Below are 25,117 nucleotides of genomic sequence, written 5' to 3' on the forward strand. Positions count from 1 at the left end.
AATTATGTGAAGAATTAGTTTAAAAACGCACTCTAACTCGATGACAGGCAAACACGCAAGACATAATGCATTTCTGCGGCTAGTGTCTGGTAATGGGGCAGCTTTTGGATCAGAATCTCGCTATTCCCTGCCCCCCAGTAAAGAGATGGTAATTGGACGCGATCCCAGCTGCCAAGTTGTCTTGGATGCCATGATGTACCGAATGGTATCTCGTCGTCATGCAGTGATTCGTCCCCTCTCTCTATCGCCAGATAGCAAATTCAGCTGGGTGCTTTGTGATTTAAATAGTGCTAATGGCACTTATTTGAATGGACAACGCTTGTATGAATGTCAGGAATTGCACCCAGGCGATCGCATTTCTTTAGGTGCTGATGGCCCGCAATACGTTTTTGAGTACGAGTATACCTTACTCACCCCGGCCACGACAGTTAACCAAGTTACACCACTACCTTCTGCGACAAATTACCACAGCCACACTCAATTAAAGCAGCCTGATTCTGTTAGCTTCACCCAGCTTTTTCCGATTATTTCCACTGGTAAAGATTTAACCCGTAAAGCTTACCTTGTACCGGGAATACTGACTGTAATCTTTGTAGTGTTAATGTTTGCTACAGTCGGTCAACCCCAAGCTAATCAAGTGATTGTAGCTACTTACATTGCCTTTGCTGCCTACTATTTTGTTTATCAACTTTGCGGTAAACAGAAGCCTTGGTGGGTGCTAATGGCTGCGGCACTAGGTACAATGCTGATTTTGCTTAGTCCGTTGTTGGATTTATTTATCTTTGTGTTTCGCATTGTCCTGCCTGGAAACTTGCCCTCATCCCAAGAATCTATCACTTTTACAGAGTTGCTGGTGCGGATGTTTTTTGGTGCTGGCTTGATGGAGGAATTACTTAAAGCATTGCCTGTATTAGGGGCTTTTGCCATCGGGAGAATACTGTCTTCACCTTGGCGGGAACGCATAGGTATCTGGGAACCTCTAGATGGTATTCTCCTGGGAACAGCTTCTGCTGTAGGCTTCACTCTTTTGGAAACTCTCGGACAATATGTGCCAGATATTACTCAGAATGTCACGCAACAGGTGGGTATAGGCGCTGCTGGTCAACTGGCGGGTTTGCAACTGCTAATTCCGCGAATTTTAGGTTCTGTAGCCGGACACATGGCTTATAGTGGCTATCTGGGTTACTTTATTGGGTTGGCTGTTCTCAAACCCAGTAGAAGTTGGCAAATTCTCTCTATTGGTTATCTTAGTGCTGCTGCGCTCCATGCTTTGTGGAATGCTACGGGATCAATCAATGCCTTGCTGTTGGTAGTTGTTGGGGTGTTATCTTACGCCTTTTTGATGGCAGCAATTCTCAAGGCACGGGCGCTATCACCAACGCGATCGCAAAATTTTGCTACCCGATTTCTTGGTCCAAAATAAGAGATGGAGTAGGGGAGTAGGGCAAGCAGGGAGAAATAAGGGAGTGAGGACAAGAATAAATAATTAATGTTCAATACTTCGACTTCGCTCAACTCTTGGAGAGGCTGCGCCTTAAACGTAGCTATGCCGTAGGCTTTACGGCTACGCCCTTCTCTTCTTAGGCTGCGCCTTAAGCGTAGCTATGCCGCAGGCTTTACGACTACCAAGAGGACAAGCTCAGGAGAAGCTCAGGACAAGTGCCCAATGCCCATTACTTTTGAATATTTATGTCTTGTGATAGATGGCCTAATATTATAATCAGCTTATCATAGGTTTACTTTAAGGTTCACTACACACAAAATACTAAGAATTAGTGAATGGTTAAAATCGCAGGACAAGCATTATCAGCAAATAAATCTGCCTGCACTATAAATTTATATAGCAAAAAGAGAAATTTCATTCAAGTTATGCTTCATACTCAGACTTGTTGAGTTCATTAAAAGCATAAGAGGCGATCACTAAAGTAACCTTTGCTTTGTCTACTTCTGATAAAGCTGTCCACCCGTTATTTTGAAGATTATTGAGTGCAGATGCTGCATTTTGCGATTCGCTGCTTCGCATAGCGTAAGCAAAAGGGCGAGCCAAAACTAAAAGATCCTCTGTTCCCCAATTTGGTAGTATTGTCTGAACACACTCAACCAGTTGTTCACCGATTGATTGTCGAGCAGCAAGAATTTCAGCAGCTTTGGTGGCGATGGTGTTGAGCAATGCTTGGGGGACACAGGCGGCAAAAGTATTAGATAATGTCTTTTGAAGATTAAGCACTTGTGCTTGTTGGGGATTGTGATTATTGTCTGACTCCGGAGAGATCCCAGACCAAAGTGTGTCTAGATGACTATAAAAATCTTGTGATCGCGTTGTCAGTTCTTCTTCAAGCAAATCTTGCATTCCAAACTGTTCTTCTAATTCGTCAAAATAAGCTTGTGATTCTTCATCGCCTGGATTCCAGGGGTAGGTAGCATCGTCTGGTTCCAGTAATACTTCTAATAATTCTAAATCTACTTGAGATGGCAAAGAAGAGAAAGTCTCTGAGCCGTTAATTTTATTAGCCATTTCTGATTGCCTCACATATTATTTGGTGGTATTTACAGCTACAATTCCTCAGAATAGATTTCCGCAAAAACAGTTTAATTTTTCTACAAAAAAACAGATTTTAAAGGTTGATGCTAAAGATTCAAATTTATTTTTACAATATATGCTAAGAGTCTTCAATAATAAACTCCCAAGTTTCACTTCTAGCACTTCCAAACTTTAACTGCATTCCCGATTTCAACGGGACTTCCTCTCGGAGGATTTGTTGCCAACCATTAGGTCCTAAAAACCAAGTTGTCCCGTAGGTAGAAAAATCTTGCAAGTAATAACTTCGCACCAATGTAGCATCAGTAAGAGTATTGCGGCAGAAAATTTCAGCATGGCGTTTGGATACCGATGGTTCGGGGATAACAATATCATTGTCTTGCGTACGACCGATGCGGGTAACTCCATAACGCAGTATCCAGGTTTTACCTTTTGGGGCGAGCGATCGCAACGAAGCAAGCAAAAGTGGGGAACCGATATCAGGAATGGCTGTATCTGGTAGTTCAGTAATACCTTCATCTAGATTCTTAATGAGTTCGCCATTGAAATCTGGATGCAGGTAGAGAACAGGCAAAGTCCAAGCAGGTTGATTAAATTTATACAGTGTTAACAACTCTTGCCTAGCCTGGGCTACGGCTTCATCAATTGGCTTGTGCGATCGCAAAGCTTCAGTAAAAGCTTGAATAAAGCTGTGGCTCTCTTGGTCTGCGATTTCATCGCGCATTCCCAAAACCGCAGGTACACCATGACGAATCAGCACTTCTGCTAAACTGCTGGCAGGTATAGCTTGATGATTGATAGCAGCTGGTTGTGCGCCCCAACAGGCGTTGAAAACTGCTAATTTCACACCTGTATGGGTCAATACTTGGGCTAATTCTATCCCATTTAGGGGCATGTCTGGTCGCAAAAACAGTAACCCCCCATCTGGGTCTGGCAAACCATGTCCAGCATAAAAGAAAACATTGTATGCTCTGGTTTCTAATTCTTGAATCAACTCCTGTGGAGTTGGTTGTAGCAGTTGATTCACTATACAAGGTGCACATTTTTGGGAATTACCACCTACAGACGTATCTACAAGAGTTTGCTGTAAGATAGCAGCTTCTTGTTCAAGTTGTAGCTTGTTATCATAACCTAAAACTAACAGAATACTTAAAGTCTGGTCAGTTCGCAAATATGGTAAGGGGTCAACTTCGCTGCTAGTGCGACTAAATAGCAAATCTTGGGAGAGAGACATAGCTGATTGACCTGGTTCACGCTGCATAATTTCCCAAGGCAGAGCGATCAAATCTGGGTCGCGGATTTCTAGGCGGAAGCGCAAACGTGTATGCTGACCCATAGCAATACCGCGACTGCGTTCTAGACTACCAAGAATTTGCCCGTCAAACATCCAGCGCCATAAATTCATTCCCAAGCTTTGCATCAGACGACTGCTGTAGGGACCAGTTGATTGGCCTGAAGGGGGTGAAATCCAATCTATGGGGAATCGGTTGGACTTTTGAGATGTTGAGTTTGGGGAAATATCTAAGTGACTATGACCAGCAAACAGTTGCTGCCATTCTTGCCAGACGTAATTAAGTTGATCAGGCCATACACAGTCACGTAAAACGTAGCCACTAGGATAGGGAGCTTTAACCACCCAAATGGCGAAGTTGTCAGTGCCAGTGTTAAGGAGACGGGCGATCGCCAAATTCAGGGATGGCATGGATTCATTAAAATAAAAACTAAAATAAATAATTTTAAATCAGAATTCTCCAAGGTGAAAACTTTCTACTTTTTTACCTTGTAAGTTTTTACTCTGATGTTACCTGTTATTATTCCAGGTTTCCACCAATTTATCGATTATTTAACTAAGTTGGACTGCTGTCGTCGGGTGGTTGAGTAACTGGCGGTTGTGTAGCGGGTGTACATGGACTTGGTGCATCTTGTGGTAAAACAGAGACACCAAAGCGTTTGAGTTGAGAGAAGTCCAACAATACCGTTGCTGGCAAAGGTTTTGAATTTGATGGCACTGAGGAAGTTGCTGCTGGATTATTAGTATTATCTGGAGTTTGTGTGCTTTTATTGGCACAGACTCGCATAGACACTGAAAAATTTCCCGAACTAGGTTTAGGATTTGGTTTTGTGTTGATAACTTCTAAAAAAGCTCCAGAGGGAAGTGATTGGTTGTTTCCCAAAGTGATTTGATTGTTAGTTTTTATTACCCAGCCAGAAGAAAGGTTGGCTAGCGATCGCTGTATGGGTGTCGCTTCGATAGTAGGATTTGAAGTTGGTATCGGAGTGGATGAAATAAAGGGGAATGATGGTGATCGCAGTTGCTTGACGAACAATCCCAAAGCACCTGCTGCTACTACAAATATTAACGGAACAATCCATTGTAGGGGTAATTGGCGCTTTTTGGCAGGCTCAGTGTCTGGAATCACTTGAGTTTTCTGATTTGGGCTACTTAAAAGTGTCGGATTTGTTGCCCTAGATGTAAAATCAATAGTTTTGGCAGAATAACTTTCTGGAATGAAGGCTTGAATCGTAATTTCGGGTTCCCAGTATTGAACTTGATAATGGACTAAAGCGATGGTGACATTATCGTGTCCATTCTTAGTGTTAGCGATTTCAACTAATCTATCTGCAACATTTGTTATGGGGACTTCCCCAACTAGAATCGGCAAGATTTCTGTTTCCCAGTACTCCTCCACTCGCTCAAAATCACTTAAACCATCGGAAGTAAGCAGAAAAACAGCATCTTCGTCGAGGATAAACCGTGCCGATGTGGGATGCAATGAACTGCTTGGCCCCATGCCCAAAGCCTGAACGAGAGAACCAGCAGAACTTTGTTGTACAGCCTCGCGGTAAATGGCATAGCCTAGCCGCACCTCGCGGGAGGCAACATCATCGTCCAGGGTAACTTGATAACAACCGTGGCGGGTAATCCAGTAAGCACGACTATCACCGACATGGGTAATGTACATTTCATGAGCAACAGGCAATGCCATGACTAAAGTCGTACCCATCCTTTGACGACCCTGGCGATTTTCACTATCATTACGTTGACTAATTTTGTCATTAGCAATTGCCACTGCCTTTTCTAGGTCATTCAGTAGCAGTGAGGGGTCTATATGGTCGTAGGGAACTTTTGTTAGTTGCTGTACCTGCTGCTGGAGAGTTTCAATGGCTAAATTTGATGCCACATTGCCCCCCTCATGCCCACCGATGCCATCACAAACAATTGCCAAAGCTGTTGACTGGGGTGGTTTACTCACCAGAGTTCCACTGGGTGGGCTACAGGCATCTTCATTACGTTGGCGACTTGGCCCAGTGTCGGTTTTGGTGATCATTTTAATTGTGGGTGTTTGCGATCGCCCTAACCCAGCCAGTCCGCGATCTAAAACTCCGATTAATTGATCGGTTGAATTAATTTTTCCCTGAATTAAGCAAAGGCTAACCTCATTAACAAATTCATTTATGGCTGGTTTAGCACCACTAACTAACTGCTGCCAAAATTGACCTAATTGGGGCAATTCTGGTAATGTTGCTCCATCAAAACGCAATTCTAACAAACGGACTAATGATCCTTCTACCCGTAATACATTTGAGTCAAGCAAGCTAGAGACGACACCTTCACTTGCAAGAGGTTGCCACAGATGAGCTATTTGCCATAACCAATTGAGTTGGCGCATCGATGTTGCATCACGCCAAGCGGTGGTTAACTCGCTAGCCAACTGCACTTGTTGGATTTTGTCATCTATTAATAATGGAGGTTTTTCTAAAAGTAATATTTCTTGATGGGAAGCCCCGTCACCGAGAAAAAGCACTCCATATACCTGCGGTACGTGTAAACGGTAGGGAATCAGTCTCAGGTAAGCTTTTAGAGGCTGCAAATTATCTAACTCAGGCGTTAACGCTAATAAAGCAGGTTTTGTATCTAAAAGAAGAAATTTATCAAGGACTAAATAGCGATCAGCTAATATTTCTCCAGGGCTACCCACACTCGGGCCATCTACCACAGCCCAGAGGTAATTTTTGGTTAAGGGCGTGGAACATCGCAGGCAAAACTTGTGGGTCAGGGGGTTGGCAGCCTGACAACTTTCATTTGTACAGTAGAGCGTTGCCGCGTCATTTTCCATAGTTTTCGCACCGGGAAGCGATTGGCAATTTCTTTAACAGCATTATTAGGGACAATCTAGACCGCTCATCTTTGTTAAACTTGACATACCCAGACTTTAAATGATGATTTTAACTGGGGGATATCAGCAGGTGCTAATACTTACTTATCCAAAAAATCCGCTCCTAAGTCAACCCTACAGCCTCATCATAGCTTCTATTGCTCAGTGACTCTCCATCGCCAAAGCAGCTAACTTCAACCTTGTTACCAAAGCATAACCCAAGCATAACTGCGCTATTTGCTTTTGCTGAATTACCCCATCATCAAGAGGCAGATAATCTTGGTATTTATTTAGTTTATAAGTAGGATAGCAACAATTAACTTTAATTAAGAATTAAGATAAGTGAACTACTCAAAGTATCTGAGTAATAAAAAACTCCACACCACTTGCTTTCTAGAGTTTTTGGGCATGGGGCATGGGGAAGAAACTACTTGTTTGGCTAATGCCCTGCTTGGCCCAAGCGACGGGGGGAACAACCTCCTCCACTCACGGAGTACGTAGCAAGACGAAGTTTGGGGATGGAGTTTCCCGTCGCTGTCAATGAAGGGGCTTTAAAAATCTGGTAATCTCGTTTCCAGGTTCTTTTTGAGGAGACAGCAAAACTTCTCAGATTAATTTTCCCCCTTCCCGCGTCGGGAAGGGGGTTAGGGGGTTAGGTTTTTCGTAGACTTTTTCAGATGGATCTGAATTGTCACAAAGGTTCAGCCAGACCGCTACCAACTCATTAGCTTATTGTTTGTCGTCAATTGCGACTTGGGGAACTCCCATGCTGTAGTTGGTAACGCGGGCAGATAGATTGTAGCTGATTTCGCCGAGTTGCAGGAGCGATCGCAGATAATGCTCTAAGTCTGACCCAACACGGCGCAAGTTATAGTCTGTGAGGTCTGCGCCACTAGATGCTTCTACTAGTTCATCAAATTTTCGATAAACTTTTTGCAGCGCATCTTCATTCCAGTTAAATTCATTATCTGGGTCAATATCTAATGTTAAGACCTGTTCACTGGGAATCAGTTCGCCATCCCGGTCAATTTCGCCTGCAAAAATGCGGACATGCCGGGTTGTGGACTTGAGCAGCATCGGGTTATCCATAAAAGGGTGTAAGATTTGGGTTGATTACACTGAAATTATTGTAAACGCTATATTCAAGCTTGAATGCTCTCAATTTACAAGCTTTGAGAGCAGTTTCAAAAGGGTATATTGAATGGGCATAAGTAAAAATATCACCTGTACTGATTAACTTACTACTTCTGTTAAGAGTTGAAGACACAATTAGCAGCTAGTACTGAGAGTAGTAAAATTATTTTTCTGTAAAAATTATCAAAAAAGCGTTTTTATTTGGTGTATACAAACAGGTCAAAGTGGTGTGCTAATCCTACCTACTGCTAGAACTTTCGTACTCATGAAGCCTAAAAGCTAGTAGGGTGAGGCACTCACCAGGAATAATTTGATCTGTGTACATTTTTTTCTAGAGAACAAAAGTTTTTACCTTAATAATTCCGCTCATCAATTTATTCGGAATTTTCTATTGCAAAAAACGTACATCAAGTAATTTTACTGAATAGCGCTACATTCACCTCTGGCTTTAATAAGTTCTAAAAAATTAAGCGATTTTACTTACGTGTAAATACTAAAAGTAAAGTAACAAGTTAAACTATTATTGACGTTAACATAAAGTTGATGTAAAAAGCTTTAAAAAGACTGCACAACTTCTTACAAAAACTTTATTGTATAGAATCTTAAAAACTGAATAATAGTTATGGCTTACCATAAGCTATATCTGGCACAAGAACATCAAAATCTAGCTTGAAAATAAAACACAGGAGACTGAAATGGAATACAAAGGTAATTGATGAAGAAAAATTCTTAATTCAAACACTTTGGATTCAAAGAAGATATAAAGAATTTTGCTAGGCATCTACCTCCTTACCCTCATGACCACCAAGTAAAGGAATCTCAATAGCTATGAACTCCAAAGCATTACCACGCCAGATAAATAACCTCGAAGTAGGTGTTTATGAATGCGAAATCCATCTCAAATTCCGGTTGATTGAGGAAAAGAGTCTATTGGGCGATCGCGAACAACTGTTACAGGTATTACTGGATGCCTTAACCGAGGGTTCTGACGACTTTCTAGAGACGCTGCAAGCGTCCGTTAAAGCGCAGGAAGTGTCCGAGTTGAAAGCCTCACCTCAAATGCGACGCCAGCTGATGCGCTTGCGTAATGCTGCTGAAAATCCTCAGCCTTAAAGGTGTAATTTAAGTAGCGAAAAAACATGAATTAGGCATCAAATCAAATGTTGATCATATAGCCCCGTTGCAATAAAAACTAAGCAGCAAGTAGAATTCATAAAATATTGTGATTTCTCCTTTGCGAAAGTCTTATTTAGCAACACAGAGTCCCAGGAACAGTTTCTCTATTAAAAACTTTGTAGCAAAGGGTACTGGCAGAATCTAAGAGCAAATTCAGTCGGGTGCATTTTACCGAGTTTTTATAAAAACATTACAGGAACAATAAAATTCTGTGTCTTTACAGATGGGGAATTAGACAACAGGCGCAAATTCAATGAAAACCTAAAAGGCCAAAGTGAAAATAAATAACTTTCCTTTTAGATTTTTACTTTAACTGAGTGCCTGATTTGCTGAAATACTTATGTTTTATCTATTACTGGTAATAGGTTATGGTTTAGCAGCCAGTTACCTATTGCCAATTACCCACAAGAAGAGGACAAGGGGCAGGGGGACATTCCTGTCCTGTAGACCCTTCCCCCTACCCGTGGAGCCTCTTCATCATGCCCAATGACCAATTCAAAAACTATCTATTTAGCAAGACCATGTTCTAGGGCGAAACGAACTAACTCTGTACGGCTATTGGTGCCAGTTTTACTAAACAAACGGCTGACGTATTTTTCTACATTGCGGACGCTGGTTTCTAAGCGACGGGCAATTTCTTTGTTCATTAACCCTTCAGCGACTAAGTTCAAAACACTTTGTTCTCTAGGAGTCAGATCAATTTTAAAAGGGGCTGGTGATTGGGAAATGGCATTTCTTTGAGTTAACAATGCCTTAATTTGGGCAATCTGAGTAGCTAGTTCAGCAAGATCGGGGGTTTCAACGTCATCTTTGGTAGTTGCGGCCTTAGCGTTACGGCGGGCTAGCAAATTTTCAACTATAGCCACTAACTCATCTGGATCGAAGGGTTTGGGTAGATAGGCATCGACACCAGCATGATACCCTTGGATGCGATCGCCTGTCATGCCTTTAGCAGTTAAAAATACTATCGGTAGCGCTTGGAAGCGGGGGTCTTCTCGCAGTTGCTTTAGGAACTGATAGCCATCCACCTGAGGCATCATGACATCAGAAATCACTAAGTCAGGCGTATTCATCTGCATCCATTCCCAACCTTCAAGGGCGTTACTGGCGACTTGAACGCTGAAACCGCTCTCTTGCAAATAGTCTTTGACGGCTTCCCGTATCCCTGGTTCATCATCCACCAGTAACAATTGTGCTGACATTTAAAATTCCCTTAAGTTTACCTTTTTCCAATTTAGCGAAAGTTGAGAGTCATTGAACAAAAGGATAAAGGGAAAAACCCATTGCTTGTTAATGTTAAGCGATCGCTGGTAACCAGGATAACGAAGTCAATGACTAATTTTACAGGGTAATACCAATTTGCAATACTTCGGCTACGCTCAGTACAAGTTTGCAATACTTCGGCTTTGCCCCTCGGCTTTGCTCGGGCTGAACTCAGGACAAGCTCAGTACAAGTTCGCAATGGGCTTCGCCCCGCTACGCTAACGCAATTGAGAAATTTAGATGTAGCAAGGCAATCCCTGCTTACATCTGTTGCCTTATTTTAGAGAATTGGTATAATTAACTTCCCCTTCTCCTGCAAAGACGCACTCACATTAGTTTATAAATCAATATGTTTGGATTAAGGTTAAAACTCTTTGTCAAAGTCAATTTTTTTAACGTAGACGCTGCATCGGTTTGCCGCAGGCTACCGCCAAGACGCATAGACATGAAGTGGCTTCCCGTACCCCTACGGTGAAGCAAGCTACGCGTAGCGTCTTTGAAGGAGAAGGGTAGGATGCAAAGAGAAGAAAGAAATGCTTAACTGAACTGTATTGGTCTATAAGTGGCTTTGTTTCAGCCAGAGTCTCTTTTACAAAATCTAAATTGCAGGCAACCTCCGCTTTAGTTTTGCGCTATATACGCGTTTGAAATACGAATAACGAATTATTTTTAAATAACCCTTACCACCGAGGATTTGTCATAATTAATCCTTCTGCTGCTGAACTATTTAATGGAACAGAGAAAAAATTTCCCTGGGCATATTCACAGTTCAACTTTCTTAGAAGTGCTAATTGCTCTTTTGTCTCTACTCCTTCAGCTAGTACATCCACACCCAATTTTTGTGCCAATGTGATAATTATCTCAATAATTTCTAAACTTTTACTATTAGCGCTCATCAAGCTGATAAAAGAACGGTCAATCTTCAACACACTAATCGGAAAGTTATAAAGATGACCTAATGAGGAGTAGCCCGTACCAAAGTCATCAATTGATAACTCAATCCCCATCTCTCGAAGTTGTAAAAGTGCGGCAGTTGCTTTATCGCCATTTTCCACAATTACGCCTTCAGTAATCTCTAGCACTAGATTAGCAGCATCAAGACCAGTTGAGCGCAAAACTTGCCCAATCTGGTCAATCAAATTTGGCTGGGAAAATTCCTTGTGGGAGAGATTGACACTGATTTTATCTAGCAAGTTGGAATGATGGCAAATCCGCCAAGCTTGCATTTGGCGACAGGCTTCATTCAACACCCAGTTGCCAATAGAGAAAATTAGTCCAGTTTCTTCTGCCAGGGAAATAAAATCTGCTGGATTAAGCAAACCACGCTCAGGATGCTGCCAGCGCAACAGAGCCTCAAAACCTAAAATAGAGCCTTTGGTGAGCGAAACAATCGGTTGGTAATAAACTTGAAATTCAAGGCGTTCAATTGCTTGCCGTAACTCTGCCTCTAACTGCAATTTCGCCAGAACATTAGTATACATATCTGAGTTAAATAGCTCATAACGCGCTCTGCCCAGCACTTTGGCTCGGTACATTGCCGTATCAGCATCCCTCAACAGTTCTTCTGGATGTTCATAGTTTACTGTCGAACTCAACGCAATACCAATACTTGCTGTTGTGAACATTTCTTGTCCGTCAAGCTCAAAGGGTAACGCTAGTTCCTGTTGAATCCGCTCAACTGCTTTGATGGCGTCTGATACATCCTGAATTCCCTCAAGCAGGATGGTAAATTCGTCTCCTCCAAGCCGTGCAGCTGTATCTATGGAGCGTACACATATTTCTAACTTATCTGCAATAGCAAGCAGAAATTGATCTGCTTTTATGTGTCCCAGACTGTCATTGATCAGCTTAAATCGATCTAGGTCGATAAATAGTACAGCAAATAGATAATCTGAATGCCGTTTTGAATAATCGATTGCACGTCTTAAGCGGTTCATAAATGCAGCGCGGTTCGGCAAACCCGTTAGTGCATCGTGAAATGCAAGGTACAACAGTTGTGATTCGACTCGTTTACGCTCTGTAATTTCAGTTAGCAATTTCTGATTTGCTTTTACCAGTTCTGCTGTCCGTTCTGCTACTCGTATTTCTAACTTTTCATAAGCTTGGTGCAACATTTCTTCAGCTTGTTTGCGCTCACTGATGTTGCACAGCAGCCAACGCCAGCCAACCTGCTTTCTCTGTAAGTCGTATACCGCAGACGCCTTAATCATAGCAGGGAAAGGCTCTCCTATCCGTGGTTGTAAGTTAATTTCCCACTTCAGTAGCTGCTGAAAATTGTTCATCTGAAGCATAAAGGACTTGCGGTCTTGTTGGGCAATAAAGACAACTAATGGTTTACCTACTAGATACTTCTGGTGAACACCGAGCAAGGTTGCTGCTGCATCGTTAGCCTCTTGGATTGTCCCTACGGTATTAGTTACCAAATAACCCTCTGGAGCGAACTCAAATAAATCTTGGTAACGCTGGCGTTCTTTCTCTGCTGCGGCTCGTGTTACCTCTAACTCCTCGGAAGCTGTCAATAGTTCTTCCATTGCGATATGGAGTTGCTCGAAAGCCTCTGTTATGATCTCTTCTTGTGAGTTTGGCTTAGTTGCATGGCATTGCAATAGCCTCTGTATCTCTGAGTACAATTTCTCTATCTGCTGGCTAAATCCATCCACGTTCATGTTGCTCAACTTACATAACTATGAAGCGTAGCTGTGAAGAAAAAAACTAGGGGAAGCAAATCCTATGTCCTGTTGAAATCTTCAGGCCCGATTGAGCAGGGAAGCACCGGGTTACTTGCAAAAGTAGACATGTTATAAATAAATATTGCAAAACTTGTTTTCTTGATTTACTAATTTATCTATCAATGATGAGAGAGCAATCAAATTTATCCGTTAATCAACAAAGTACAAAGTTAGAGCAAGCCTTACCTGTTAAGATTTTTACTTTATTAAATACAACTTATTAAATTTTAACTTATCTCATAACAGTATATTTGCTGTGTGTATTTATTTAAATACTTCTTAGGATATATTCACTTTTGTAATATTAAAGAAAGAATAAGGGTTTCAGGCGATTCTTTTGGGCTGACAAGAGCGTTTTTTCTTCCTTAGTAGTAGTCCACGAAAGAAACTCTTCGGGGTTATACAATAGCATTGATTGTCTTGCTGCCAAGCTTTTTCGTCCTATGCTGCCAGTCATCTATTCCGACGAATTTTTAGATCACAAGACTGGAAAATACCATCCTGAAAGACCAGAACGTTTAAGTGCAATCGCTACTGCCCTAAAAACAGCTAGATTCGCAGATAAAATTGACTGGCGATCGCCTACACCAGTATCAGAACAGCCATCACTGATGTCTGTGTTAATTAAAGCCCATAGCCCAGCCTACATCAAAAAACTTTGGCAAATCGCTTCTAGTGGCGGCGGCCCTTTGGATGGAGATACCCCAGTTTCCCCTCGCAGTTATGATGTGGCATTATTGGCAGTCAGTGCATGGTTGGATGGAGTTGAGGTTGTGTTAAAGTCGGCTAATCCAGCTTTTGTACTAGCACGTCCCCCAGGACATCATGCAGAAAGTGATGCTGGGATGGGCTTTTGCCTATTTTCTAATGCTGCGATCGCAGCATTATTTGCCCTTGAACAACCTGGAATTAACCGCGTCGCCATCCTCGATTGGGATGTACATCACGGTAATGGTACTCAGGCGATCATCGAAAGTGAAGCACGCATCGCCTACTGTTCCCTACATCAGTATCCCTGCTATCCCGGTACTGGAAGAGCGACAGAACACGGCTTTCATAATAATGTCTTAAATTTACCTGTACGCCCTGGTAGTGATATTGCAGTATATCAGCCACTCTTTGAAAGACAGGTTATACCTTTTTTAGCTAACTTTCAAGCGGATTTGCTGATTGTGAGTGCTGGTTATGATGGCAATGCCGCAGATCCTTTGGCAAGTATCAATTTGCAGCCAGAAGACTACGCTTTATTTACTGATTATTGTTTAGGGATAACTCGTAAAATTATGTTTGGTTTAGAAGGTGGTTACGACTTTGACTCTCTTTCTCAATCAGTTGTAGCGACAATTGAACATTGTTTACTTTAGATACTTTCTTTTTTTAGTAAAACTTCGGAATTCATAATTAAGTGACTTTCGTATATGCACTGAGATCATAATAATTCTATTGATTGGTGGCTCAGATTTCCAATTTCTCTAATAAACCGGGAATCTTTTTGTATATTTTCTTTAGATTTCACAATATAGTCTGCAAAAACAGGCAATTTGTGGATACTTATTATCATAAATTTTTGTGAGTTAGTTGACTAATTTAACAGCTATCTTTACGTAAAATTAGGGGGACACAACTTTTGCTCTAAACTCAACCTCAGTAATTTCTTTTACCAAGACTTTCTATAATTCATCAAATCTTCAGAAATAAAAAGTTTGGATGTTGTTCTGAAACAGCTAAAGTTTTGTTAAGATGCAATTGCTAGCAGTTTCTCGGCGAAATTCACCTATCGGTGTGTGGAGAAATAAAAAGTACTAGCAACACAAATTTCAAAAGGTGAAGCAATGACCACCTACATTTTTTTTGATGAAGCCCTACGGATGCTGACCAACGCCTATTTAATATCAGTAGTACTGTTACTAGCAGCTTCTGGTATAGGTTTGGCGGTAATTGAAACAATAGAAAAGGCAGGAGAACGCTAAGTTTACAAATGGCAGTATAGTTCTTACCAAAAACCATTGGGTGCAAGTGTTCGCCATGAACCAATCTTGGGAATACTAAAGCATGAAAGTCTCATAGCGTCGCAGTCTTGCATGTAAATCTACCAAATACACAGGTAACTGTAGCGCTATTGAGGCTCTAAGCAAGGAGTTACTACAATGGGTCTATTCGACGCTGTTTTGGGTACAGAAAGCCAAACCCAAACAGCACTTAATCCAGAGGAAGCTTTTGCTGTCATTGTTTTGGCAGCAATAGCCTCAGACGGTTATCTTTCTATCGAGCAAGCGAATTCTATCACTTTTGTCCTGTCTCGGACGAAACTTTTTAAAAGTTATCCCCATGAGATGATGAACAAGCTGTTTGAGAAAATCTTGGGCATTCTCGAAGGGGATGGCTTTAATACTTTATTTAATGCAGCCAAAGATTCTCTATCTCAAGACTTGCGGGAAGCAGCCTTTGCAGTAGCCACCGATCTAGTTCTAGCTGAAGGTATCGTAGCTGAAGAAGAAAAAAACTTCTTAAATGATTTATATCAAGCTTTAGGTGTTTCTAGCGAGATAGCCATACAAATTGTGCAAGTAATCTTAATTAAAAACCGCGCATAAGGCAATAAAACCTATGGTTAAAAAGAAAGCGTGCCAAAGAAGCTTAACTCCTTTGGCACTATTTTTTGATTGCATTTAACGTCTTCCATGAGCCATCTTGTTTTGCAACTTTAATTTTTTTTAGACCAACTGTAGTCATCAAACCTTGTTCTATAAGTTCTTCAATATAGAATATATTGTTCATTTAATTTTGAGTACATGCTTTTTGGTTTTCGAGGTGTAAATATTTGCATATTCTGTATTTTGCTGCATTTGTTTTCTAAACCAACCCAGAACGCAATGCCACAACTGCTGCTTGCACGCGATCGTCTACTGCTAATTTATTCATAATCCCTCGGACGTGAGTTTTAATGGTGTTGGGACTGAGATAGAGTTTTTCGGCAATCTCCGGGTTACTCAAGCCGTCTACCATGAGTTTCAACACTTCTAACTCGCGCCCAGACAAGTTGGCGTTGTTACTGGTGGGTGAGGGTGGTTTGAGATTGTCAATTACTCGTCGCGCAATTTGGGGATCGAGATAGGCTGCACCATCAACTGCGGCTGCGATCGCACTTAATAATCGTTCCACACTTGCACCTTTGATGCAATATGCATCTGCACCGCTAGAGAGTGCCGCAATAATTTCTGTTTCCGTTTGATGAGATGTCAACATCACTACATGAGTTGCTGGCAGCGCCGCCTTAATTTGCTGTGTTGCTGCAATGCCATCCAATCGCGGCAACCCAATATCCATAACTACCAAATCAGGTTTCAGTTGCAGTGCTGCTTGAACTCCCAAATAACCATCTTCTGCTTGTCCAACAATCTCCAACTGAGGATGAGCCATTAATGATTGCTCTAATCCGAGTTGCATCATCGGATCATCTTCAACAATTAACACGCGCAACGGCAAAGCATTGGCGGGTAAATTTAAGGGATAACGAGTATCTAAAGACATTTTTATTTATTAAGAGTCATTTATTAAGAGTCATTTGTCATTTGTCATATATCATTTGTTATTTGCTTTTTTGCCTGCCAATTACCAATTATTAATGACCAATGACTAATGACTAATGACAAATTTGTTTTATTCTTCCACGCGATAGCCTAACTCTGCTAAACTGATGCGCGACTGTCGCCATTTTGGCTGGACTTTAACAAACAATTCTAGGTAAACTTTACCAGAGATTAACTTTTGGATTTGTTCGCGGGCTTCACTACCAATTGCTTTGAGCATTGCTCCACCTTTGCCAATGAGTATACCTTTTTGGGAATCGCGCTCGACGTTGATGGTAGCAAGTATACGGGTAATGCTGGGAGTTTCTTCTATTAAATCAATAGCGATCGCTACTGAATGGGGTACTTCTTCACGAGTCAATAATAAAATTTGTTCTCGGATTAATTCACCGATGATAAAGCGTTCTGGCTGGTCAGTTACCAAATCTGGTGGGTAGTATAACGGCCCAATTTCTAAATGTTCTATTAATAATTCTTGAAGTTGCGGTAATCCTACACTCGTCTTGGCAGAAAATTTGACGATTTCCCATTCATGTGACTGGGCCATCTGAGCATAACTATCATCTAGAAACTGAAAATCGGACGGTTGTTGGTCGATTTTGTTCACGCCCAAAATCACTGGTGTTTTGCTGCGACACAGCAACTCGGCAATATAGCGATCGCCTGTTCCACAAGTTACTGCTCCATCTACCACAAATAGCACTACATCTACCGATTCAATGGCAATTTTAGCATTTTGCACCAACACTTCCCCCAATTGATGATGGGGCTTATGAATTCCGGGCGTATCTACAAAAATTAACTGGGCTTCTGGTGTAGTTAAAATGCCGCGCAAACGGTTACGTGTTGTTTGTGCTACTGGTGATGTAATGGCAATTTTTTGTCCTACTAATTGATTCATCAAAGTAGATTTACCGACATTAGGACGACCAACAATGCCGATAAAACCTGATTTGAATTCAGGAGGAGCCTGAAGGATTGTTACTTCTCCTGGAAAAGAGAAGTTGTAATTATCAATACTAGTCACCTTTGGCTCCACCCTCATATTTCACAACTGGGATAACTTGGTTTTTTCTTAGACACCAAACAAGCATAAAATTCCCCTGGTATTTTTAGGGATTGCTTTCGCCGAGGTTTAATCTACTACTGGCTCTACACTTATATTTTACAGCTAAGATAACTTTCTTTTGTTTTTAGATACAAAACAAACATAAAATTACTTTGGCATTTACAAAGAGCAGATTTGCTTAGGTTTAATCTGCTGCTAACTTTGGCTTAAGTTTCATCGACTAATTAATATATTTGGATCAAAATGTCAAAAAAAAATATGGGAGAACCCAAGCGCATTGGAATTCTTACCAGTGGAGGTGACTGTTCTGGCTTAAATGCTGTAATTAGGGCTGTAGTGAATTGTGCTGTGGATACTTACGGCTGGGAGGTTTTGGGAATTCGTCAAGCGACTTTCGGATTAATGGCGCGTCCCCCACAATTCACCAAGCTGGAAGTCGATCAAGTTGACTCCCTGTTAACTGCGGGTGGCACAATGTTGGGGACAACCAATAAAGGTGACCCTTTTGCTTTTCCAATGGCGGATGGAAGTGTAAGCGATCGCTCCGAAGAAATCATTGCAGGTTATCATGAGCTAGGTTTAGATGCTTTGATTGGTATTGGCGGTGATGGTAGTTTGGCTATTCTGCGTCGCCTTGCTCAACAAGGCGGAATTAACCTAGTTGGTATTCCCAAAACAATTGATAATGATATTGGCGTTACTGAACACGCTATTGGTTTTGATACAGCAGTTAATATTGCCACAGAAGCACTAGATAGGTTACATTTTACTGCTGCAAGTCATAGCCGAGTCATGATTTTGGAAGTAATGGGGCGTGATGCCGGACACATAGCAATAGCGGCAGGAATTGCGGGGGGAGCAAATGTAATTTTAATTCCCGAAATCCCTTACACTGTTGAGCATATTTGCCACAAAATCAAAGAACGACAAGAGAAAGGGAAAAACTATTGTTTGATTATTGTTTCCGAAGCGGTTCGTACCCACGATGGGGAAAATGTGACGATTACAAATCGCTTAGGCCAATCTCGATACGGTGGAATTGGTGAATATTTGGCAGATAAAATTATTGAACACATTGGTGTAGAAACGCGAGTTACAGTTTTAGGTCACATTCAACGGGGTGGAACTGCTTCACCACTAGATAGATTAGTTGCAACTGCTTTTGGTGTTGCGGCAGTTAATCTTATTGCAGAGCATAAATACGATCACATGGTGACATGGCAAAATCGCCAAGTATTAAGTGTACCAATTACAGAAGCGATCGCTCAATATAGCGCCGTCGATCCCAATGGTACTTTAGTTAAAACGGCTCGTGGTATGGGTATTTACTTAGGAGACTAAACTGACTGGGGAGTGGGGAATAGGGAAAAAATTTTTCATATTTATTAGTATGTGATGACAATTACATACATATCTATGCCCAATGCCCCATGCCCTAACTAATAACTCCCAAGACAAATTCACCTTCATTTACAGCTTGATTGGTTGCAACATCATAAACCAATCCATCTTGTTGAGCGTAGACATCAATTACACTAGGTAACTTACCTTCTTTGTTAAAACTGAGAATTTCATACAGTTTTTCTCCAGCTTTTACGTAACTACCTAATTCAATTCTGGATTGAATCATACCACCTGCGATCGCATAATATTTTTTCCGATTCCTACTAGATGCAAAACTCATTTCATCTGTTTTTGTGTTATCCAATAAATTAAGATTTTGCAGTACACCTTTTTGGACTAAATAATTTTTTACACCTTGTACACCTTTAGCGACTGAATCAGGGTTCATTTGCATTCCTGTTCCTAATTCTAGTGTCCAAGCTTCCACATCAAACTTGATTTCTCTACCTAAATTTTGAAAACAAGCTTCTAGTGCTAACCAAGGTTTGATAAAAGCTTCATCAAAAGCATCACCATCGTATTTATCAAGTAAGATTCCGAAATCAAGTAGGAAGTATTTTGCACTGTCTTCTCGATTTCTGAAGTAATAAACGTAGTCTAAAGCTTGATTTGTAGAACTATGTAAATCAATTAAATAATCTGCATCTAAACTCAGGTTTTGTAGTTTGTAGCTAAAAAGCTCAGTGTATGGCACTGTACTAGGAGAATTAATTTTGTCTAAAATTTTCGCAAATTGTTGCTTAATTATAGTTAGATAATTTTGTCGGACGACCTCTAGCTCGATATGAAGTTGAGATTTAGTAAAAGCTACTAAATCATCAGCTTCTTTCTCGTAATCCCAAAATATGCGATTCCAGTCTTTAGCTTCGTAAATGCAATATCGTCCAGGAGAAAAATGATGAGCGCGTTCATTCGTCCCCATTGGATTACAAACGGGAACTAGCCAAATTTCTCCAGTTAAATCTGTATTATTTATTGTTGATAAAAACTCAATTAGCTGGTGAAGAACGGCATTACCAGCAATTTCTGCACCGTGCAGATTAGATTGAATGTAAACCTTTTTACCAGGTTGAGCGCCGATGAATTTGTATAGTTGTAAGGATAGGCGATCGCCTGAAGCCATTTGACGTAACACAATAGTCTCAATAACTGGCAGCATAAAATAATTCGTTGATAATTTAATTACATTATCGCTGTATCTGTACTGAATTAAAACATACAAAAGCTGAATCTGCGTCTCTGCGCTTCTGGGTGAATTTCCCAAATTAAGCTAGTATTTTGCAGCACAGAGAAAGGACAAGAGTTTTTTCAAAAAGCGACACGGGAAGGGCTAGATAACTGTGAACTGGGCATCATTTCGGATAACGCCAACGTGCTAAATTTACCTTGGGAGTTGCTGTATTCCCTCGATGATCAATTTCTTGCACCTTTACTTGCGTACCATTCCTACGTGATACTTTGTTGTAGTAGCAAGTCTCCATAATACTCCAACTGACAAATCACATAATATGCGCTTAGTCCCAAGGTTGGTCAAAAATGGTAACTATTACTTTCTTATTTACAGATAAAACCGAATTATAAAAGGCTCAAGTCGGGACTATTCATACAAAATTATTGAAGTTAAAAGTGCTGATTACTGTAAGTACACGATAAATTTTAATTGCGATTACAAGCTCTTGTCTATACAAACATATTTTTGCTGCTGCTTACAGACGCTTAAAAATACTAGCTAATACTGCTTAATCTAAAGTTAAGCTGCATTTCACTCTCTCTAGTAACTAATTTAATAAAAGCAAAATTTAAAAAAAGTTGGGTAAACCCTATAGACATAAGTTGGATTTACCGCATCAAACAAAAAAGGATAGAAAGCTCGAGAATAGTTGATGTCAAAGTCTCTTCTCACTATAGCAATTGACTTATGCACAAGAATGAACAGCAAATTATCCATTCATGAGCAGTGAATACCAAACAGTAGATAGCAGACTCGCTAATGCTGTGCTATGCTATGCGCTAAAGCGTCTCCCCTGCTTACCCGAACCATATTAAGCTACCTTTACTAATGATTTTTATGTATTTATACTGAATTAAATTGTGTTATAAATTTGTGAAAATGGGGAACTCTATGGTTAGAGGTCAATCATTTAAATTATTCTTTTGTTTGGAATACCCATAATAGGCGCTTGTTAATGATTAGTATAATTACACCAGTTTATAACGGTGAGAAATTTATAGAATCTTGCCTTCAAGTTGTTATTGACCAAAACTGTTTAGAAGTGGAGCATATCATTGTCGATGGAGGTTCAAGCGACAAGACAGTAGACATTATTAAGGATAAAGCCAATCAATATCCCCACATCCGATGGATTAGTGAAAAGGATCGAGGACAATCTGATGCTATCAATAAAGGAATTTCTCTGGCAAAACGAGAAATTATTGGTGTTTTAAATGTTGATGATTTTTATGAAATAAACGTTCTTAACCGCATTTGTCAAATTTTCAAAGTTTTACCAGAGCCTAGCTTGATTGTTGGCAACTGTAATGTTTGCACTCAAAAAGAGCAACTAATTTATATTAATAAACCTAGCCGATTACGGACGATTGATTTACTTTTAGAAAGACGAGTTAATCAAGATAGAATTATCGATGCTTCTTTTCCAGTAAATCCATCTGCTTACTTCTATCACAAATCATTGCATCAGCAAATCGGACTATATAAAGTAGAAGCTCATTATGTAATGGATATAGATTTTCTTTTGAAAGCGGTTAGGTCATCTCATGTTAAATATTTTAATGAGACTTGGGGTAACTATAGATATTATCCAGGAACAAAAACATTTGATGATTCTGCAACAGGAATGAACTTAGTCCGAATTAAAGAATTATTTAATGATTATATTAAAACACTACCGTTAATGGAGCGAGCACAGATTTGGTTAGCTCGGAACATAAATTTTACTTTTTTAAAAATCTTTTATTTTTCTAAGCATCCAGAACGATTACCTGAATTGATTAAGCAGCGATTAACTAAATATAGTCGAACCTGAGAAAATTACTTTAGGCGGAAAAAGTTCTCAAAGCCCCCCTTTTTTGAGGGGGGTTAGGGGGATCTCTTATCTATAATCTTGCTTTTGAATACTCCCCAAACGAGCAGCATCACGAATATTGTAATCGGGTCGAGTAAAGCGATTTAGCTGCATTTCAAAAAAATCTCGATTTGCTTGCAAATGTTTGGGATTTGGGTCATCTAATGGATATAAAAGTGCAGTTCTCAAGGCTTGAATTACTGCAGAAGTTACACAGTACATTGACCGTTGAAAACTAACTCCCAACTGAATTAACATATCTTCTTCACCCCGGCAATGTTGGCTGTAGTAATCAATAAGATATGGAGGCAAAAAATGCAACATATCTTGCATTAATAATGTGGGGGGAATGCCAGCAGTACCCACTGGAAACACATCAGCGTAAAGAATACCATAGTGAAAATCTTTCTGGTCTTCTGGCACTTGACGTGCTTGAGCATTATAAGATTTTGTCCCCCGGAAAGGTGCGGTGCGGTAGAAGACAGCTTCTACATAAGGTAATGCTGCTTCATATAGCCACATGAAACCCTTGGATTTGGGCACAATTTCGTAGCATTCGCCACGAATATAAACATGATGGTAAATGGGACGACCTGCGATCGCAAATATACCATTAACTAAAAAGCTCATTGCCTCTGGGACGCTGCTAATGCTACCTTCGTCATAGCGATCGGACATTTCAAAGAACACTGGGGCCATAACTTCCCAGAATAAGCCCAGATTAGCGTAGTATGACATCTGGCGGCACTGTTCTAAAAACATATCGGGGAACAACTTGTAAAGTCCCAGCATTACCGGGTTCCCTTGGAAGTAAGCTTTAATTGCCCTGTCAGCGTTGGCTTTGTATTCTTCGGAATCTAGGTAAGGGTCAAATTGTCCACCCATCCCTCTGTGCCACAACATCGCCCGCATACAAGCTTCAGCAAATTCCATGTTAATGCGATCGTGGAACAAGTGATGTAATAACTTCGGCATTTTAAAGGTTTCGCCTTTTTCAATAAATGCCAAAAGTTCTGGATGTGCAGTAGCTTCGCCGCGCCAAATTCGCAAATCGGCATCATCGCCAGCGTAATGATTATGCAGTTCTAAATACTTTTTGGGTAAGAAGTATTTGAACAAGGGAAGCGGGTTTAAAAATTCACGTTCGGCAATATAAAGTAGGTCACGCCAGTAAAAATCCATCGGCACAGCATAAGCTTTGTATAAACCGATGATTTGCATCAAATTTTCTGGAGTATCAGGTAACATTGCACCGCCTGCTTCTAAGCGGTGAATTACATCAGCAAATTCGTGTTTGGAAGGAGGTAATTTAATTGCTGTTTTAATTGCTGTCATGGGAATGGGGATTGGGGAATAGGGATAGAGGAAGAAACTATAACCTGTAACCTATAATCTGTAAGCTATTTCAGGGAGACTTCAGAGATTACGGTTTTTTCTAATGAGGGAATTGCAGCTACCATTGTTGTAGTTGTGGATTCACTCCAACGCACTAACCAAGTAGGTTGTACTCCCAAAAAAATGATGAAAGCTGCCAAAATTAAAGCTGGAATTTTCTCAGACCAAAGGACTTTAGGATAGTAGGCAAAGTTATCGAGTCTGCCAAAACAAGTGCGGTTGAGGAGGATGACAAAATAAACTGCGGTTAAGCCACTAGCTACTACACACAAAATTGTCGGAATGGGAAAGATAGAGAAACTACCTTGAAAGACGATAAATTCGGCGATAAATCCTGTTAAACCCGGAATACCTGCACTAGCCATCCCACTTAAAACTAGTAAAGCGCTAATTAGAGGTAAGCCGCGTATGGGACTCATCAAACCATTGAGTTTATCTAATTCGCGGGTACCAACTTTGGCTTCTACGACTCCCACCAAGTGGAAGAGAATCGCCAGGATGATACCGTGGCTAAACATTTGGGCGACTGCACCCACAAGTGCTAAAGGAGTACTAGCAGCACCAGCTAGCAAGATATAGCCCATGTGACCGACCGAACTGTATGCTACCATGCGCTTGATATCTTTTTGAGCGATCGCAATTACTGCTCCATAGATAGCGCTGACTGCTCCCCAAATTGCTAAAGTCGGTGCAATAATACTCCAAGCATGGGGAAACATACCTAACCCAAATCGCAACAATCCATAAGTTCCCAGCTTTGCTAATACGCCACCGAGAAGAATGGCAATTGGTGCTGAAGCCTCAACGTAAGCATCCGGTAGCCAAGTATGGAAGGGAACTAAAGGAATTTTAATCCCAAAACCTAACACTATTCCTGCTAGTAAAAGGATTTGTTTTGCTGTTGACAGGTTTTCTGTAGAGACTGCATCAAAAGCAAAATTCGTAGAACCACTCAGCCACACCATACCCAAGAATGTTGCTAGAATTAATGCTCCTGAAACGGCAGTATAAATCAGGAATTTAATCCCAGCATAACCTCGTTTTTGCCCTCCCCAAATGGAAATTAGTAAGTAGAAAGGGATTAATTCTAGTTCGTAGAATAGGAAGAATAGCAGTAAATTCTCTGCTAGAAAAGCACCTGCGACTCCTCCACTGACTAATAAAATCATTGAGTAGAACAACCGGGGACGTTCAGTTTCTTTACTACTGGTGTAAATAGAAATCCAGGTGAGCAGACTATTTAACACCAACATCAAGATAGAAAGTCCATCAACACCTATTTGATAGCTCAATCCAAGGGTTTCATTCCAGGGTAAATACTCTTTAAATTGCATCCCTGGATTGCTGATATCAAATTTTAGTAAGATAAAAAGGTTCCAAAAGAGAACTATTCCCGAAAAAATTAATGCTATTAAACGAATGCGATGTTTATGGATACTTACAGGTAATATTGCTATAAAAATAGCAGCGAAGATTGGAAGCCAAATCAAAACACTTAACATGCTAATTTTGTCCTTTGTCCTTTGTCCTTTATTTTTGTCCTTTGTCTTGTATGACTTACTCTTAGCCAATTACTAA

General features: G+C 40.6%; 18 protein-coding genes and 1 pseudogene. 7 read left to right on the forward strand and 12 right to left on the reverse strand.

Annotation, left to right across the window (positions count from 1 at the left end; translation table 11 throughout):
* Window positions 1-40 precede the first annotated feature (40 nt).
* The gene (locus V7L20_RS28360; RefSeq protein ID WP_334747276.1) at window positions 41-1,423 is read left to right on the forward strand and encodes a PrsW family glutamic-type intramembrane protease; all 1,383 of its coding nucleotides are present in this window, start codon (window positions 41-43) and stop codon (window positions 1,421-1,423) included.
* 444 nt (window positions 1,424-1,867) lie between these two features.
* Here V7L20_RS28360 and V7L20_RS28365 read toward each other — a convergent pair whose 3' ends face one another.
* The 4 genes from V7L20_RS28365 to V7L20_RS28380 all read right to left on the reverse strand — a co-directional run bounded on the left by V7L20_RS28365 (window position 1,868) and on the right by V7L20_RS28380 (window position 7,785).
* Complete coding sequence (locus tag V7L20_RS28365) at window positions 1,868-2,515, reverse strand: hypothetical protein (protein WP_334747277.1); 648 nt, start codon at window positions 2,513-2,515, stop codon at window positions 1,868-1,870.
* 145 nt (window positions 2,516-2,660) lie between these two features.
* The gene (locus V7L20_RS28370; protein WP_334747278.1) at window positions 2,661-4,241 is read right to left on the reverse strand and encodes a CHAT domain-containing protein; all 1,581 of its coding nucleotides are present in this window, start codon (window positions 4,239-4,241) and stop codon (window positions 2,661-2,663) included.
* A gap of 145 nt (window positions 4,242-4,386) precedes the next feature.
* A complete protein-coding gene (locus V7L20_RS28375; RefSeq protein WP_334747279.1) occupies window positions 4,387-6,657 on the reverse strand; it encodes a PP2C family protein-serine/threonine phosphatase in 2,271 nt (756 codons plus the stop codon).
* Between the two features lie 768 nt (window positions 6,658-7,425).
* Window positions 7,426-7,785 (reverse strand): NAD(P)H-quinone oxidoreductase subunit M, encoded by a 360-nt coding sequence (locus V7L20_RS28380; RefSeq protein WP_100900765.1) that lies wholly within the window; start codon window positions 7,783-7,785, stop codon window positions 7,426-7,428.
* Window positions 7,786-8,658: 873 nt separating this feature from the next.
* Here V7L20_RS28380 and V7L20_RS28385 point away from each other — a divergent pair.
* Window positions 8,659-8,943, forward strand: coding sequence for an Npun_R1517 family heterocyst differentiation transcriptional regulator (locus V7L20_RS28385; RefSeq protein WP_334747280.1), 285 nt, complete (start codon window positions 8,659-8,661; stop codon window positions 8,941-8,943).
* A gap of 569 nt (window positions 8,944-9,512) precedes the next feature.
* Here the strand turns inward: V7L20_RS28385 and V7L20_RS28390 are convergent.
* The gene (locus tag V7L20_RS28390; RefSeq protein WP_334747281.1) at window positions 9,513-10,208 is read right to left on the reverse strand and encodes a response regulator transcription factor; all 696 of its coding nucleotides are present in this window, start codon (window positions 10,206-10,208) and stop codon (window positions 9,513-9,515) included.
* 741 nt (window positions 10,209-10,949) lie between these two features.
* Window positions 10,950-12,935 carry a putative bifunctional diguanylate cyclase/phosphodiesterase gene (locus tag V7L20_RS28395; RefSeq protein WP_334747282.1) on the reverse strand — a complete coding sequence of 662 codons (1,986 nt, stop codon included), beginning with the start codon at window positions 12,933-12,935 and terminating at the stop codon, window positions 10,950-10,952.
* Between the two features lie 506 nt (window positions 12,936-13,441).
* On the opposite strand from V7L20_RS28395, the gene V7L20_RS28400 reads away from it, so the two are divergent.
* The 3 genes from V7L20_RS28400 (at window position 13,442) to V7L20_RS28410 (ending at window position 15,592) form a co-directional block, all read left to right on the forward strand.
* Window positions 13,442-14,362 (forward strand): histone deacetylase family protein, encoded by a 921-nt coding sequence (locus tag V7L20_RS28400; RefSeq protein ID WP_334747283.1) that lies wholly within the window; start codon window positions 13,442-13,444, stop codon window positions 14,360-14,362.
* 468 nt (window positions 14,363-14,830) lie between these two features.
* Entirely contained in the window at window positions 14,831-14,968 is a 138-nt protein-coding gene (locus V7L20_RS28405; RefSeq protein WP_181374005.1) for a hypothetical protein, read from the forward strand.
* A gap of 177 nt (window positions 14,969-15,145) precedes the next feature.
* The gene (locus V7L20_RS28410) at window positions 15,146-15,592 is read left to right on the forward strand and encodes a tellurite resistance TerB family protein (protein ID WP_334747284.1); all 447 of its coding nucleotides are present in this window, start codon (window positions 15,146-15,148) and stop codon (window positions 15,590-15,592) included.
* A gap of 64 nt (window positions 15,593-15,656) precedes the next feature.
* Here V7L20_RS28410 and V7L20_RS32900 read toward each other — a convergent pair.
* The 3 genes and pseudogenes from V7L20_RS32900 to era form a co-directional block, all read right to left on the reverse strand.
* A pseudogene (locus V7L20_RS32900) lies at window positions 15,657-15,825 on the reverse strand (YdeI/OmpD-associated family protein); the annotation flags it as partial.
* 26 nt (window positions 15,826-15,851) lie between these two features.
* Window positions 15,852-16,529 carry a response regulator transcription factor gene (locus V7L20_RS28415; protein ID WP_334747285.1) on the reverse strand — a complete coding sequence of 226 codons (678 nt, stop codon included), beginning with the start codon at window positions 16,527-16,529 and terminating at the stop codon, window positions 15,852-15,854.
* 129 nt (window positions 16,530-16,658) lie between these two features.
* A complete protein-coding gene (gene era, locus V7L20_RS28420) occupies window positions 16,659-17,633 on the reverse strand; it encodes a GTPase Era (RefSeq protein ID WP_334747286.1) in 975 nt (324 codons plus the stop codon).
* 282 nt (window positions 17,634-17,915) lie between these two features.
* Between era and V7L20_RS28425 the strand changes: the two genes are divergently transcribed.
* Entirely contained in the window at window positions 17,916-18,998 is a 1,083-nt protein-coding gene (locus V7L20_RS28425; protein WP_334747307.1) for an ATP-dependent 6-phosphofructokinase, read from the forward strand.
* 94 nt (window positions 18,999-19,092) lie between these two features.
* On the opposite strand, the gene V7L20_RS28430 is transcribed toward V7L20_RS28425, so the two are convergent.
* Entirely contained in the window at window positions 19,093-20,220 is a 1,128-nt protein-coding gene (locus tag V7L20_RS28430) for a succinylglutamate desuccinylase/aspartoacylase family protein (RefSeq protein WP_334747287.1), read from the reverse strand.
* 1,027 nt (window positions 20,221-21,247) lie between these two features.
* On the opposite strand from V7L20_RS28430, the gene V7L20_RS28435 reads away from it, so the two are divergent.
* On the forward strand, window positions 21,248-22,105 hold the full coding sequence (locus V7L20_RS28435) for a glycosyltransferase family 2 protein (protein WP_334747288.1): 858 nt from the start codon (window positions 21,248-21,250) through the stop codon (window positions 22,103-22,105).
* 66 nt (window positions 22,106-22,171) lie between these two features.
* Here the strand turns inward: V7L20_RS28435 and V7L20_RS28440 are convergent, their stop codons facing one another.
* On the reverse strand, window positions 22,172-23,479 hold the full coding sequence (locus V7L20_RS28440) for a CO2 hydration protein (protein WP_334747289.1): 1,308 nt from the start codon (window positions 23,477-23,479) through the stop codon (window positions 22,172-22,174).
* A 65-nt stretch (window positions 23,480-23,544) separates the two neighbouring features.
* On the reverse strand, window positions 23,545-25,041 hold the full coding sequence (locus V7L20_RS28445; protein ID WP_334747290.1) for an NADH-quinone oxidoreductase subunit M: 1,497 nt from the start codon (window positions 25,039-25,041) through the stop codon (window positions 23,545-23,547).
* Between the last annotated feature and the right edge of the window lie 76 nt (window positions 25,042-25,117).

It is taken from the genome of Nostoc sp. (assembly GCF_036916735.1).
In the GTDB taxonomy this organism is placed as follows: Bacteria; Cyanobacteriota; Cyanobacteriia; order Cyanobacteriales; family Nostocaceae; genus Nostoc.

Coding starts and splice junctions, on each gene's coding strand:
- V7L20_RS28390 (WP_334747281.1), bottom strand. CDS start 10,208: ATGTCAGCACAATTGTTACTGGTGGATGATGAACCAGGGATACGGGAA.
- V7L20_RS28440 (WP_334747289.1), bottom strand. CDS start 23,479: ATGACAGCAATTAAAACAGCAATTAAATTACCTCCTTCCAAACACGAA.
- V7L20_RS28405 (WP_181374005.1), top strand. CDS start 14,831: ATGACCACCTACATTTTTTTTGATGAAGCCCTACGGATGCTGACCAAC.
- V7L20_RS28435 (WP_334747288.1), top strand. CDS start 21,248: ATGATTAGTATAATTACACCAGTTTATAACGGTGAGAAATTTATAGAA.
- V7L20_RS28385 (WP_334747280.1), top strand. CDS start 8,659: ATGAACTCCAAAGCATTACCACGCCAGATAAATAACCTCGAAGTAGGT.
- V7L20_RS28400 (WP_334747283.1), top strand. CDS start 13,442: ATGCTGCCAGTCATCTATTCCGACGAATTTTTAGATCACAAGACTGGA.
- V7L20_RS28370 (WP_334747278.1), bottom strand. CDS start 4,241: ATGCCATCCCTGAATTTGGCGATCGCCCGTCTCCTTAACACTGGCACT.
- V7L20_RS28430 (WP_334747287.1), bottom strand. CDS start 20,220: ATGCTGCCAGTTATTGAGACTATTGTGTTACGTCAAATGGCTTCAGGC.
- V7L20_RS28410 (WP_334747284.1), top strand. CDS start 15,146: ATGGGTCTATTCGACGCTGTTTTGGGTACAGAAAGCCAAACCCAAACA.
- era (WP_334747286.1), bottom strand. CDS start 17,633: ATGAGGGTGGAGCCAAAGGTGACTAGTATTGATAATTACAACTTCTCT.
- V7L20_RS28375 (WP_334747279.1), bottom strand. CDS start 6,657: ATGGAAAATGACGCGGCAACGCTCTACTGTACAAATGAAAGTTGTCAG.
- V7L20_RS28365 (WP_334747277.1), bottom strand. CDS start 2,515: ATGGCTAATAAAATTAACGGCTCAGAGACTTTCTCTTCTTTGCCATCT.
- V7L20_RS28425 (WP_334747307.1), top strand. CDS start 17,916: ATGGGAGAACCCAAGCGCATTGGAATTCTTACCAGTGGAGGTGACTGT.
- V7L20_RS28380 (WP_100900765.1), bottom strand. CDS start 7,785: ATGGATAACCCGATGCTGCTCAAGTCCACAACCCGGCATGTCCGCATT.
- V7L20_RS28360 (WP_334747276.1), top strand. CDS start 41: ATGACAGGCAAACACGCAAGACATAATGCATTTCTGCGGCTAGTGTCT.
- V7L20_RS28445 (WP_334747290.1), bottom strand. CDS start 25,041: ATGTTAAGTGTTTTGATTTGGCTTCCAATCTTCGCTGCTATTTTTATA.
- V7L20_RS28395 (WP_334747282.1), bottom strand. CDS start 12,935: ATGAACGTGGATGGATTTAGCCAGCAGATAGAGAAATTGTACTCAGAG.
- V7L20_RS28415 (WP_334747285.1), bottom strand. CDS start 16,529: ATGTCTTTAGATACTCGTTATCCCTTAAATTTACCCGCCAATGCTTTG.